This window comes from Blautia sp. MSK.18.38, assembly GCF_024460535.1.
Classification (GTDB): Bacteria; Bacillota; Clostridia; order Lachnospirales; family Lachnospiraceae; genus Blautia_A; species Blautia_A fusiformis.
The window spans coordinates 1-13,267 of the sequence record NZ_JANFYP010000015.1; the positions used below are offsets into that span (position 1 = coordinate 1).

Below are 13,267 nucleotides of genomic sequence, written 5' to 3' on the forward strand. Positions count from 1 at the left end.
TTACAGCTTTGTGGATGCCAAACTGAGGATCTACTTCCAAAAGCATATGAACATGGTCTGGCATGATCTCCATTTCCAGAATGTCTACAGAAAAATTTGCAGCATACTCTGTGAGCAGCTCCTTCAGCCGGACGTCCACACCATTAATTAATACTTTTCGTCTATGCTTTGGACACCATACTACATGGTATTTACAGGAATAGACGACATTGTTGTTTGATTTATATGTTGTGTTCATATTTGTATTATACTATGGTTTATCAGTTAATACAATTACTATTTTGTCCATCTTCAATTACTTGCATAAATTCGATGGACGCGTCTTATATCCCCATAGCTGAAGCAGGGGGTTTTACGACGCATTGGATAATATTACGATACTTTTTTTACCTTAGAATTAATGGACATAAAGCCTGCTTCAGGATGTCGCGGATAAATATTCTTATACCTGTAAGTACTCAGCACGATTCCCATGAGTCCATAAGAAACTATGATACAGCTTCCTCCGGCTGAAAAAAACGGAAGAAATGTTATTGATTGCGGAAATACGCCAAGATTCTCAAGGACATTTATCAAAAAACTGATGAGAAATACAATTCCGCACCCGCATCCCATCATCATACCCAGCTGATTTTTCTGTCGCAACGCAGTGTTAAAGACTGCAAAAATCAAAACCGCAAGAACACAGCACAAAAGTATAGCTGCAATTATTCCATATACAGATGACAGATAGGTCAGAATGTAATCCGCGTTAAATGCTGGCAGGATTCCCGTTACATCTGATTTGCTTTTCCCGATCAGCTTATTTTGTCTCCAAAGTGAATGCAACATTTTTGTGAGATAATCTGTTTCGCTACCGCTGGAAAACATCGCCTGTATGCGCGCAATTTGATATTCCGCCAGCCTGTTTCTCAGGTACATACCCAGGAAAGCTGCTATGGGCGCGGTCAAAAACACAGCCCAGATTCCACAGATAGTTCTTTTCTTTCTGACAGTAAACCAGTCCTTTTTGATTGCGATCGTCAACATAGTCAGCATAGTTACCAGCATCACACAAGCTGTCCTGAGTGCCGGCAGGCTGTAAACTAATATTACTGGAGCAATCAGCCATAAGATTGCTCTTACCAGTCCCTTATATCCCCACCCATGATATTTATATAAAATTGCTCCATATATGGGGACATAAAACAGCATCAGTTTTTGTACATCCATGCCTCTTCTGCCTCCTGGCAGTGATATAAAAATCCTTGCTCCGTTTACCTGGCCTCCTTCCAATATAACCAGCAAACAGGCGGACAATAAAACAGCTGCAATTATTTTTGAAAATTTTGCCAATACGGTATAGTCCAGCAGATACAAAATCATCATGACAGCCAGCCCGATCATAACATGAAACACATATCTGTCAGAACCGGCTACCGCATTCTCACTGGCTTTTCCGGAAATCCCTGCATGTATCAGAACACCTGCAATGCTGATAAGTATAATCATTCCCAAAAGTTTCCATGCAGCTTGAGGTCTGTGGATACTGTCAAGGGAGATTCCTGTTTCCACAGGATCCCCCATGTCTCTGACGGCTTCCTTCTCTGCCTGTTCATGATCCATGCCTGCCTTCATGTTTTCCGCAATCTGATCCTCCATATGATCCTGCAGTTCCTGTTTTATGTATGGTCTGGCTTTTGTGCAGCGAATCTGTTCCAGCAATAATTTCAGATATTCATCCATAACTCACACCTCCAGTATAAGCACATTGGTCACTGCTGCAGAATACTCTTTCCATTCCTCTATTTTCTTTTCCAGGAATCCTCTTCCCTGTCTGGTAAGGCTATAATACTTTCTGGTCTTTCCAGCTACATCCTGTTCATATACTGTCAGGAGTCCTTTCTCTTCCAAGCTGTGCAGCAATGGATAAAGAGTTCCAGCCTTCAGCTCAAATACATTCTGAGATTTTTGCCTCAGTGTGTCGATCATCTCATATCCATACATATCCTTTTCAGACAAAAGTTTCATTACAAGCATTGCCATACTTCCTGAAACCAATGCTCTTTCAATAGCCATCTGGTCCCCCCCCTTCTTAGAATAAGTTATATATCGGCGTTCTATATATCGGTTGTCTATATAATAGATTATTTTACATTATTTGTCAATATATCAATAAGATTTATCAAAACTAATGGCTATTACCATTCATTGATTGTTTCGGTAATTGCCATATTACGTATGCGCTTTGCAGGGGCATAGACAGATACAATAGCAGATATAAAGATAAAGGCAACAACGATTCCAAACCATAGGATAGGAAAACTCCACTCAATTCCAAAATAATGTGCAATTAGACGATTATATAAAAATCGGCTAAGAGGAAGTCCAATACCACATCCAACTATCAAACCAGAAATTGCATAGGTGTACGCTTCCGCAGAAATCATTCGTTTAAGCTGTCAGCGAGATAATTCCGACAGTAGCCAGAAAACCATAACAAACAATTCGTACCGCCAAATAGGTAGCATTATTTTGTTTATTGCTTTCACGCTGATCTGTGATAATAATGTCATCATTTTCAAGGCTTCTAATTTCTGCTATCGTTTCTTCAGTTGCATTTGAAGCTAATTGAATTCCAATAAGACCATACTTTGTATTGCGCATGATACGTTCAAACACCGACACTTGCAATACCCGGTCTGCCGTTTGTGCTATGCCGCGGTTATGGGTAATCATAATGATGGTCTGCTCATATTTTTTCGATGTTTCTTTGAGCAATGCTATAACCTCGCTGCTATTTTGTGAATCCAGAGTTCCCGTCGGCTCATCTGTAAACTGTACCCCTATCCCTTATGCCTTGAAAATAGAGGCTTTAACTGTATGCACACTTGTGTACTGTGTACACTTCTATTCAGAAAAAGGCAGGGCTTTTATACCCTACCTTGATCTCCCTTAAATACTATGAAAAATTTTCTTTTATCCTTTGATTGCTTTTATCCAGCACACAAAAGTACTCTTTTTCTTTTTTGTTTCCGTAACAGAATCATAGACTTCTTTTTCTTGTAATTTGTAACTTGTAATGTACGATACTTCTTGTAATCGTTTAGCAAGCCTTTGGCTTTCTTCGCTATTAGGTAATTCAACGTTATGTTTTTTACTTCTATCGCAAAATCCTGAATACCATTGTGAAAGTTCTGAAAAACAATTTTCAAAATCAGCCGCTTCTAAAATCGAAAGGCATTTAAACATCAACGTCTTTTTCCCTTTTTCATCTACATATTCCCAGGCTGCTGTAAATATCGATTTGTTAATCGTCATATTTGAATCAACTAAGTTTTCAGCAATTTTTGCAGTCATATAATTTTCTCCAAAAGCATCCAACAGAATTTCTGCATTAGAAAAATTGAGAATAGGTGAAAGCAATAGTGTTTCTAATAATGTTTCTCCCATTGGAATCTTTTCCATTACTTCCATATATTCCGCTTGATTATACAAAATAAAATCTGGACATAAATCAGGATAGGCATCTTTAATTTCACCATATTTATTAACATCAAAAGGAATATATTTTTTCTTAATCAAAATTCCCACTTTCCGTCTCTCAACCTTCTCTATTGGAATATCAAATTCTAATTCCAACTGAGATAATAGTTTTTCAAAAGCAGAATCATCAATTGTACTTGTAATAAGTTCTTCGGCAAACACTTCATTTAAACACTGATTCTCTAAAAATGTAAGTTGATCACTATTTGTTTCAATGTATTGAAGTAGTTCTGGCGTAATCTTATATCTGTCCCAATAACATTTGATATTCTCCCATTTCAAGCTTACTTTTCCTTTATCCAATAACTCATTCCAAAGAATTTTCACGTCCTTATCAAAATCAGAATCGAACTTTCCACAGCATTCACAAATATCATCTACACAAAATTCTTCATGATTCACTAATTCCAAACAGATTTCGGTCTCTTCTGGATCATTTTCCAACATTCTTTCTAACAAATCCATAATCTGTTCAACATCTTCCTTAGTATTATTAGATGCTAATATAATTTCCCTTACATACTGTTTCAAATTTTCTTGTATGTATTTAATTAACGGTTCATATCCTAGTGAAATAATTGTTGTATAATTTCGAGTATCTAAACCGGAAAGCATTGTATCATTTTCAAATTCCACAATCCTACGTATCATCGTATCATTTAACTTATAGCACCGATTTTCAAAAACATATCGCAAAATTTCCTCCGAAACATTTTCAATAGAAACATTCTTGAAAATAATTCCAAGTGTTTCAATTAAGGAAATCACCTTTTGATCTTGAATAGATGATAGCCGCTGTAATATATCTGGATTTTCCTCTATAAAGTCGCTCATCTTATTATTGTCATTTAATTCAAATAAGCGTTCTGTATCCACGTTATCAATAAGTAACTGTAAATAAAAAATTTTCCTTTCGTATGTTATCGATATATCCTGGACAATATCATTCCACATATCAGGCCAACGCATTGCTAATAATTGAATCAATCTCTCTTTATATTGAGTTTGCTCAATAAATTCATCTATAAACTCCCAGCTTTCCACTGTTCTATCAGATAATTGATCAATTAATATCATACGTTTTTCATTCTCATTCTCTTCAGACAATAAATATTCCAAAAGAATAAAATTGAAAATACTTTTTTGTTCGAATTCATACGGTTGTAAACGCTGTATAACCATTCCAACTTTTGTCAAATTATAATTATATGGCAGCTTTTCCATATTTTTTACTGCCAGTATATAATTCATATCTTCTTTTGTAATGCTTGTCCCCTTAAAATAATTGATATAGTTTGCGTATTTTTCATCAATGTATCCTCTTCGAAGCATAAATACAAGCAATTTATTTTCAGCAACTTTTTCAGATAGTACATTATGAACTCCAAATTTTTCTATCAGCTTTTTAAGTGACCAGCCTGAAAGTTCATGTACATTCTTCTTCAAATCTTCAATTTCTCTTTTTATTGAACTAACACCTTTTTCTTGGACAAATTGAAAATTTTTAATTCTTTCATAATATAGTTGAAAAACTTCTTGAAAATCACTCACAGATTTTTCCGACTGGAAACAACTCCATGTGTAATACTCAATTTCAACATCTTTTAATTCCGCAAGTTTCGATAATTCAAACGAATCCTCCATTATTTTACTCACTGAACATTTATCCCAATAGCTTTTATTAATACTATATGGAATGCCTTGCCAATTCACCATAGCACCAAGCATAGCTGTTTTGAGTTCTTTTATGTGTTCTAAACAGTCATCATGATATTTTTCTAATTCCTGTGTAAGTTCATCAACTTCATTATGCCATTTCATACATTGTCCAGAGATATATCTTTGCTTATCCTCAAAAGCTTGTTTCACAACTCCTCTCTCCATCTGAAGTTCTGCAAACTCCCGTGGATACAAATTTTTAAAAATAATCAATGCCATCATTGTTTCATCTGACAATTTCAGTTCCTGATCAGTACGAATCGTTTCCTTATAAATAACAAACTCATTGTATATATTCTGAAGAATTCGCATATCTTCAACATATGGAGATACGTCTAATATAAATTCCTGTGAGATTTCATGAACAATCCCTTTCTTTTCAGATTCCTCAAGTTTTTGTAAAAAGATTTCCCCAGAATTCGTAGAATTTATAATTGGAATTACCGGAATAATAAATTCAAAGAATTTTGTTCTGTCTGTATCCGTAAATATATCATCTCTAATAGCATAAATAAAAACAATACGCCCTTTAATCCCGTCGTAGTTGTTCAATAATGTATTCAATTCCCGAAGATGGATAAAAATAGATGGATCTTCTAAGCGATCTAAATCCTCAAAAAATACAACTCTGTGCTTTGTCTCTTCAAAGAAATATACAATTTCATCCATATTTTTATTAAATACAGTTTCCGCTGCCGTTTCAGAACTTTTCACAACTGTCTCTGTTGGCAATTTTACTTCATTTACTTTAAAGCGAAACAGCACCAAACGATATGTTCGGGCGATGATTGCCAATATTCCCGCACAAAAAACAAGGAAAATACTATCCGAAACCACTGCTTTTAATCCAAATTTTCCACCTGCCTCTTCTATTTTTTCAATTATCATTTGAAAAGTATCTGGAAAAAATATAAATTCCGTCACTCCCAAAATTAAAAATATCAAAACCAAATATCCCCAGACACGTTTCCAATTAATTTTGTGTAGCTTCCGATATCTGCTCTGCGGGATCTTTTTATAATTGACTTTATAAAATAATTGCTTTAAAATTCCTAATTCAATTTCATCTTGTTTCAAAGAAATTTTCTTAGGATTCCCCTTCTCATCAGTTTCGTTTTCAACAAAAGTTGCCATTGAAACACGAAGCGATTTACTTCTAATAATTCTATGTTTTTTCAAATATGTATCAATGATACTACTCTTGCCCGCACCATATGGACCTGCCAGTGCAATATTTTTAACTTTCTTTTTCTTTATCGCCCAATGTAATGCCTTTAAATATTCAGCTCCATTTTCAATATCATCAATGGGTGCCAAGTCTGTAAATTCATTTTTCTTTTTCTCTTGTATTCTTTTATTTATTACTTCACGAATTTTCTCCAAAAGTGCTATCGTAGAAATCCCTCCCTCAAATTTAACTGATAACACTATTGTATCATGAAATATTTGATGATACAAAATGAAAAAGTCTTGATTTCTCCTCTATTTTATCCCCATAACCATCAGCAGACACGTTCTTTACCTCCCCCTGCCAGTCGCTGATTATTTTCTTCTTCATTAGAAATTCTTAATCAGATTCAAGTCTCTTTTATTCAATACTTTCCGCATTGCTTCATTTTCTTTCCGTAATGTCTCGTTCTCTCTTTTTAGTTTCGCTACCTGTTGCTCCAGCTGCAGGATACGGTTGTCCATTGCCATATCTAAAAATCAAAGCCACCGCTTCAAAAGCACGCGAAAATGTATCTGCGTTACGATGGCTTTTTTTCTTTGCCGTCGTGCGGCAGAATGAAGTTATATTCTTTACTTATATACTATATGGAAAATTTGTAGATTTTATAAAGATTTGAAAAAATAATGAGCGATACCGTAGTATCGCCCTCTAATTTCTTAATATGGAATTTTAATTATTACCTGCGCACCACCAGTCTTTTTAGAATTGCTTAAAATAAGTTGCCCGTCATGTTGTTTGATAATGCTGTTTGTGATATAAAGTCCCATACCAAAGTGCATATTAGAAGTTCTGCTTTTATCGCCCATAAAAAATTGTTCTTGTGCATGGTGTATAGCTTCTGATGTGAAGCCGGTTCCCTCGTCTGTTATGGATATGTGTAAAAAATGGTCTACCTTTTGTGTTGTTACATAAATTGTTCCCAGTGGTGGAGAATAGTCTACGGCGTTGCTTATCACATTCATAATTGCCCGTTCTAACAGAAGTTTATCCGTTTTGAATATACCCAAGTCAACTTCCTTTTCCATGTGCAGACAAATTCCTTTTGCAAGACATAAAGAGTTTGCCTGTGCTTCAATCTGTCCCATGTAACCAGAAATATCAATTTCTTCCAAATGAAGCTGATACCCGGCAACAGTCCGGGAAATATCAATCAGCGTCTTAATATAAATGCTTATTTGACTGGAGCTTTCAGTGATATAATCTGCATATAGACATTGTTCGTCATCAAGTTCCGTTTCATTTATCAAATCAATATTTCCTTGAATAACTGTCAAAGGTGTTTTCAAATCGTGGGCTAATGCTGCAATCTGTTCTCTCTGTAATTGTTCCGCGTGCCATTGCTTCTCTAAAGACATTTTCAGATCATCCCGCATTTTAGAGAAAGAAAGCAGAACATCTTCAAATTCTTTAATATTAGAATGGCCTATTTCAAAATCAAGATTTTGTGATGAAATTTCTTCGGTCGCGTTCATAATAGGCACTAATTGTTTTTGTAGACGCCTTGAAAAACGAATGGTTAATAGTATACATACAAACACGCAATTCAGAACAATTAGAGAGTAAAGTATCATTTCCGGTGAAGGAAAATATTTGTTCAACCATGGGTTTATAAAGCGTGAACCAATATAGTATTGTAAAACAATCAATTCCTTATCCCTTGTAATCAGCAGAAACTGCTTTCCGTTATTTGCAGTATTAACACCATCGGTCGCATATCTTAATGCTGATTTCACATCATCATTTTTTAAGGAGGTTTCCAGTATTGTGTATGATTTATCCAGTAAAAGGTAATCACACCCGGAGGGCATATTTTCTGTTACATCTGCCAAATCAGGTGTTGAAGCAAGAACAGGAGCTATTGTTTTCACAAATTCTTCACTTTGATTAGCATAATTAACAATCCCAAAACTAGCAAATATCGTAAATATAAGAAAAGGAGTGATTACGGATAATGCCAGACCGCCTATCAGCATAACAAGGTATTTTATAAAAGCTGTCCTTAATGTCGCTATCTTTGTTCCCATTTGTAACCTTTCCCCCAAACTGTAATGATTGGCTGTACCCCCATCTTATTGAACTTTGCCCGTACATTTTTAATGTGAGTAGAAATTGTTGAGTTATCGCTGTCTCCGTCAATACTGAATACAGCCTCATAAATCTGTTCTTTAGAAAAAACCTGTCCTTTGTTATTAGCAAGATATTCACAAATTAAATATTCGCTCTTTGTAAAGGGAACCGGGCAGTCATCAACCCGGATTTCTTTTGCGGATAAATCGACCTTAATATGTTCAAAAACGATTGTGCTGTGTTTTTCTCTTGTTTCCCGCCGCAGATGGGCGTTTACACGTGCCCGCAATTCAGCTATACGGAAGGGCTTTGTCAAATAGTCATCAGCTCCAATTCCCCCAAGCCAAAAGTGATATCGTTCTCCAATGTTTTAGCAGTAAGAAATAGTATGGGGCAATCCACAAGGGAGCGGATTTTTTTACAGAATGTAAAGCCGTCTGTGTCAGGCATCATAATGTCAAGCATTATCAAATCATATCGGTTTAAGTACTCTAAGGGAATCTGTGAAACAGATGGATATGTGGAAACGGTGTGTCCGTCTTTCTGCAATCCATTTTTTATCAATTCCAAAATAGGAATTTCATCATCTATAGCAAGGATATTTGCCATAAAATGCACCTCCTTTCACTCCGGTACTATTGTAGCACCATCATATTGTTTTGCAAATTTTACTGACATTTTGCCACCCGGTATTCAGAATTTACTTCTACTGCCACGGAATCAGTTCTATCTTTGTGCAAGATTTCATATATACCGCCTATTGTCCACTGCTCTCGTTTTTGTGAGCTCTTCTCTTTTCCGTTCCAATCAATATGATATAGTTCCTCTTTGGGAATTTGTAATTTTGTATCATTATCAAATGTATAGGATTCAGCAATTATATCAATATATTCTCCAATATTTTCATAGGGAACGGTTTCATCTGTTATCTGATAAACTTTATCCCCGCATAGCAACTGTGTACAATTTTGCGTATTTATTGTAAATTCTCCTTCGGCTGTTGCCTCTGTTTTCTGATTGTATCGAAAAATAGTATCTTTGTCCGTAACAAATCTATTAAGAATAGCTTTGTGGTAGCCTCCGTTTACGTCAACAATAAGCTCCTGCGTATTTCCATCTTTGACCGTATAGACATTTAAAAATGGAATGATATAGGCGGCGTCTGGTTTTGAATCAGCAATATCAGCTAAAGTTTTAAAAGTGGCCTTTTCTGTATCCTGTTGAAGCAGGATTTTCCCGTTTGAATCTATGACCGCAAGTTTTCTGATATAGCCAACCCATTCTCCAAGTTCTGAATTTGACAGTGTATCATCAAGAATGGTGAAGCTGTCTCCCTTGTAGGTAAACTGTGTCACATTATCCGTATTCAGCACACATTCTTCTTTGTCTTTGGAATATTCATCAATTCCCTTTTCCAAAACAGAACAGCCAGTCATACTTGCTCCCATCAGCAGAATAGCAACAACCAGTAAAATCATTTTCTTAATCATCGTTTTCCTTCCCATTGTGAAATCCAAAAAGTCATTGCAATAAAAGCAATTATTGTAATAAGTCCCATTATAAAAACCTCATTTTTGTGTAGGGATAGTTTATCGTCTAACACATAACGGCTTAAATCAATTGCCCAAGCGAAAGGGATATACTTCCAAACTCCCGCTAAGACAATATTACTGTACATAATTACCTGTAGGCTTTCAAATACACCTAAAAACAATGACGGCCCAAGTCCAAACTTAAAGCCAATAAATAAATGGAAAATGTAAAGTATAATATTTCCAAAGGCAAGGACTATTATTGTTTCTAACAGCATGACATAGGGTGTATGTGGAATAAGTCCTTGTATTGCTACCAGTATAGAAAATAATAGCACCAAACTAATCAGTGAAAGAACGCCTCCACCAAAAAGGACAAGAAACTTTCCGCAGAAAATGGTTATCCTGTTTGGAACGGATAGAATCGACTGTGAATGTGCGGCGTGATCTTCCATAAACGTATTTAACCCGGTAATTATGCTGATAAGAATTGGAAAAAACGTAGCTGTAATCTCAAAAATCAGCTTATATTTATTGTAGTCTGGTCGGAAACTGTATAAACCAAAATAGCTTGTAAAAAGGATTGCACCTGCTATCGGTACGAATATATGAATTGGTAATAGTGGTGTGTGGCGCAATTTTACCAATTCTGAACGGATTGCCCTATATAGTGTCATTCTATTTTGCCTCCTGTCTGCTAAAATTACCTGCACCCAAATAAGTAAGTACGAAAAAAAGTATGAATGATAAAATTAAAGATAATGCAACAGGTAATATGGAAACGTTAGGAGTGTCATTCAATGTTCCATTGATACCAATTCCCATTAGTGATTCCGCCAGCTTTGGAGCCCAACAATATGGACACAGCCACCATAAGGAGGTAGTTCCAAAAAAGCCGGGAAGAAAAATTCCAAAGGCAGTGTTTACTACAAGCGGCATAAACAATCCTATTTTAAAAATCAAGAATAAGCAAAGCGGAATCTGCCATATAGAAGCTATCATAATAGCAACACTGCCTATAAAGGATTGTCCCGGTGTGAAAATAACGGTTGACGGGGAGATAATATTGCTAACACATACTAACAATGCCAATATAAAAGCCGCAAATATCATTTTTTCAATCAGAATCAGGTTTTTACTAATCCAAAATTTTTTCAGATTGATAGACATAGAATATACAGAATAGTATTTATCTGCACGTATTTCTTTTTGATTGGACAAATAGCAAAGAACTGTAATTGTTCCCGGAAGTAAAAAGGAATACCACCAATACAAGGACATATACTGGAATTCAGTAAATCCAGCCATAAGCCAAGCAAAAACTGCTGTAATCAATGGGGCAATTATCAATAATTTATTGAAAAAGGTTCTTCTGAATTTTAAATGTTCTGATTTAAGGTATTTCATACTCTTACATTTCCTTTCTGTTTTTTTTCACAATATCCATGAATAATTTTTCGAGATTTTCTTCAGCATGTAAAACACCTTCATACCCCAAGACACCCTCCGAGATAATGCCGATATGGTCAGCAATCTGCTGTACTTCTGTAAGAATGTGGCTGGAAAGAATTACCGTAATTCCTTTAGAGGGGAAGGAACGAATCAATTCACGAAGTTCTTCTATACCAACAGGATCGAGGCCGTTTGTAGGTTCGTCTAAAATCAGCAGGCGGGGATTGTTTAAAATTGCAATCGCAATTCCCAACCGCTGTTTCATGCCAAGAGAAAATTGTCCTGCCCGTTTCTTTCCGGTATTCGTAAGGCCGACAATATCAAGCGCTTCATGGCAGCGTTTATCCGGTAAGCCGAGAAGCTCCGTCCTCACTTTTAAATTTTCAAATGCAGTCAGGTTCTCATAAAGAGGCGGGGTTTCGATTAAGGTTCCTATGTCATTCAAATCTTTTCGGCGCCAAGCATGGCCGTCAAACTCAATGCTTCCAGATGTCGGTTTCAAAATGCCTGTTATCATTTTAAGTGTTGTGGACTTTCCGGCTCCGTTTGGTCCCAACAATCCATAGACGGAATTTTTTTCAATATTCAGCGATATGTTATTTACAACTGTCTGCCTGCTGAATGATTTACAGAGATTTGTTGTTTTCAAGATTATACTCATATTTTACACTATCCTTTCTTTTGATTATGCTAAAAGGATAACTGCAAATTTTGAAGATTTCATAAAGAAAATAGAATTTCTTAAATACATAATAGGAAATACTTGTCCACTTCCAGAAGATGCTTTCCAATCGTATCCTGCAGAAGCATCACCTGATAGGTTGAATTTCGATGGTTTTTCAGATAATCTCTGCGAAGAAAACCATACTTGCCAAGTTGCTCCATCTGCTCACCGGATTTATAAGTAAGATCCGGAAGCAGATATCCATTTACATTCGTATACGTTAATTTCATTTTGTTAGCACTCTCCATTTCTCATCATTTTTTGACCACAAATTTACGACATTTACGACAAATCTGACACTGCTTTACAATATCAGACAAAATGACTGATACCCCGGAAAGCCTGTAAAACAGGCACTTTTGAGACACACAAGACAGGACAAAAATCGACTTCCATTATCAAATAAAAAACGCGAATATTCCAGTGCTAAATAAGCCACTGATATTCGCGTTTCTTATTATCCTAACCACTTGAAAGATGGATAGTATCTTACAACAGCTTTCCCCACAAGCTGGTCAAATCGTACGAATTTGTTTTTCCATGAACGTGAATCCTTCGAATCATTCCGGTTATCACCAAGCATGAAATAACAGTTTTCCGGAACTGTATATGGACCATAACTTCCGATCATTTTCTCCGGAATGAAAGAGTCATCCAATGGAGTGGGTGAACCATCAATGTAAACTTTCCCATCCTTAATTTCCACTACTTCTCCCGGCAGTCCGATCACTCTTTTGATAAAAAGACGGCTTTCATCATCTGGGTATTTGAATATTACAATATCAAATCGCTCCGGGTCCTTGAACTTTTCAGAAATTTCATAACCGAACAGATTAAGATTAATTCCATACGCAAGCCGAAAGCCGAAAAGGCGGTCTTTCACCATAAGTGTTTTTTCCATGGAGGGTGAAGGGATTTTTGCGTTAATCAAAACAACATTATTGATAACCAGAGTAATTGCCACTACTATTACAATCAATTTCACATAGCCTAACAGTTCACGCCAGATTTTCATAT

12 protein-coding genes and 3 pseudogenes are annotated in these 13,267 nt (G+C 35.9%); all 15 read right to left on the bottom strand.

The window, feature by feature from the left end; translation table 11 throughout:
• Positions 1-238, bottom strand: a 238-nt coding sequence (gene tnpA / locus NE638_RS10410; RefSeq protein WP_173746152.1) for an IS200/IS605 family transposase, incomplete at its 3' end; no start/stop codon positions are given.
• A gap of 134 nt (positions 239-372) precedes the next feature.
• On the bottom strand, positions 373-1,725 hold the full coding sequence (locus tag NE638_RS10415) for an FtsW/RodA/SpoVE family cell cycle protein (protein WP_173746153.1): 1,353 nt from the start codon (positions 1,723-1,725) through the stop codon (positions 373-375).
• Between the two features lie 3 nt (positions 1,726-1,728).
• Positions 1,729-2,058, bottom strand: coding sequence for a PadR family transcriptional regulator (locus NE638_RS10420; RefSeq protein WP_055066334.1), 330 nt, complete (start codon positions 2,056-2,058; stop codon positions 1,729-1,731).
• A gap of 122 nt (positions 2,059-2,180) precedes the next feature.
• Positions 2,181-2,429, bottom strand: coding sequence for an FtsX-like permease family protein (locus tag NE638_RS18435; RefSeq protein WP_173746154.1), 249 nt, complete (start codon positions 2,427-2,429; stop codon positions 2,181-2,183).
• A gap of 232 nt (positions 2,430-2,661) precedes the next feature.
• Positions 2,662-2,811: pseudogene (locus tag NE638_RS10425) on the bottom strand (ABC transporter ATP-binding protein); the annotation flags it as partial.
• A gap of 147 nt (positions 2,812-2,958) precedes the next feature.
• Positions 2,959-6,672, bottom strand: a complete 3,714-nt coding sequence (locus tag NE638_RS10430; RefSeq protein ID WP_173746155.1) for a YobI family P-loop NTPase — start codon at positions 6,670-6,672, stop codon at positions 2,959-2,961.
• Between the two features lie 7 nt (positions 6,673-6,679).
• The gene (locus tag NE638_RS10435; protein ID WP_256137159.1) at positions 6,680-6,802 is read right to left on the bottom strand and encodes a hypothetical protein; all 123 of its coding nucleotides are present in this window, start codon (positions 6,800-6,802) and stop codon (positions 6,680-6,682) included.
• 329 nt (positions 6,803-7,131) lie between these two features.
• Positions 7,132-8,499, bottom strand: a complete 1,368-nt coding sequence (locus NE638_RS10440; RefSeq protein ID WP_173746156.1) for a sensor histidine kinase — start codon at positions 8,497-8,499, stop codon at positions 7,132-7,134.
• Positions 8,484-9,151, bottom strand: a pseudogene (locus NE638_RS18230) (response regulator transcription factor). Before NE638_RS18230 ends, NE638_RS10440 begins: the two are co-directional and overlap by 16 nt.
• A 59-nt stretch (positions 9,152-9,210) precedes the next feature.
• Complete coding sequence (locus tag NE638_RS10450) at positions 9,211-10,032, bottom strand: NisI/SpaI family lantibiotic immunity lipoprotein (RefSeq protein WP_173746157.1); 822 nt, start codon at positions 10,030-10,032, stop codon at positions 9,211-9,213.
• Positions 10,029-10,751 carry a lantibiotic immunity ABC transporter MutG family permease subunit gene (locus NE638_RS10455; protein WP_173746158.1) on the bottom strand — a complete coding sequence of 241 codons (723 nt, stop codon included), beginning with the start codon at positions 10,749-10,751 and terminating at the stop codon, positions 10,029-10,031. The genes NE638_RS10450 and NE638_RS10455 overlap by 4 nt, the downstream gene beginning before the upstream one ends.
• 1 nt (position 10,752) lies before the next feature.
• Complete coding sequence (locus tag NE638_RS10460) at positions 10,753-11,481, bottom strand: lantibiotic immunity ABC transporter MutE/EpiE family permease subunit (protein WP_173746159.1); 729 nt, start codon at positions 11,479-11,481, stop codon at positions 10,753-10,755.
• Between the two features lie 4 nt (positions 11,482-11,485).
• The gene (locus NE638_RS10465; RefSeq protein WP_173746160.1) at positions 11,486-12,187 is read right to left on the bottom strand and encodes a lantibiotic protection ABC transporter ATP-binding protein; all 702 of its coding nucleotides are present in this window, start codon (positions 12,185-12,187) and stop codon (positions 11,486-11,488) included.
• Positions 12,188-12,288: 101 nt separating this feature from the next.
• Positions 12,289-12,480: pseudogene (locus NE638_RS10470) on the bottom strand (TnpV protein); the annotation flags it as partial.
• Between the two features lie 227 nt (positions 12,481-12,707).
• On the bottom strand, positions 12,708-13,265 hold the full coding sequence (lepB, locus tag NE638_RS10475) for a signal peptidase I (RefSeq protein WP_173746161.1): 558 nt from the start codon (positions 13,263-13,265) through the stop codon (positions 12,708-12,710).
• Positions 13,266-13,267: the final 2 nt, after the last annotated feature.

Coding starts and splice junctions, on each gene's coding strand:
- lepB (WP_173746161.1), bottom strand. CDS start 13,265: ATGAAAATCTGGCGTGAACTGTTAGGCTATGTGAAATTGATTGTAATA.
- NE638_RS10465 (WP_173746160.1), bottom strand. CDS start 12,187: ATGAGTATAATCTTGAAAACAACAAATCTCTGTAAATCATTCAGCAGG.
- NE638_RS18435 (WP_173746154.1), bottom strand. CDS start 2,429: ATGATTTCTGCGGAAGCGTACACCTATGCAATTTCTGGTTTGATAGTT.
- NE638_RS10415 (WP_173746153.1), bottom strand. CDS start 1,725: ATGGATGAATATCTGAAATTATTGCTGGAACAGATTCGCTGCACAAAA.
- NE638_RS10435 (WP_256137159.1), bottom strand. CDS start 6,802: ATGAAGAAGAAAATAATCAGCGACTGGCAGGGGGAGGTAAAGAACGTG.
- NE638_RS10460 (WP_173746159.1), bottom strand. CDS start 11,481: ATGAAATACCTTAAATCAGAACATTTAAAATTCAGAAGAACCTTTTTC.
- NE638_RS10455 (WP_173746158.1), bottom strand. CDS start 10,751: ATGACACTATATAGGGCAATCCGTTCAGAATTGGTAAAATTGCGCCAC.
- NE638_RS10420 (WP_055066334.1), bottom strand. CDS start 2,058: ATGGCTATTGAAAGAGCATTGGTTTCAGGAAGTATGGCAATGCTTGTA.
- NE638_RS10440 (WP_173746156.1), bottom strand. CDS start 8,499: ATGGGAACAAAGATAGCGACATTAAGGACAGCTTTTATAAAATACCTT.
- NE638_RS10450 (WP_173746157.1), bottom strand. CDS start 10,032: ATGATTAAGAAAATGATTTTACTGGTTGTTGCTATTCTGCTGATGGGA.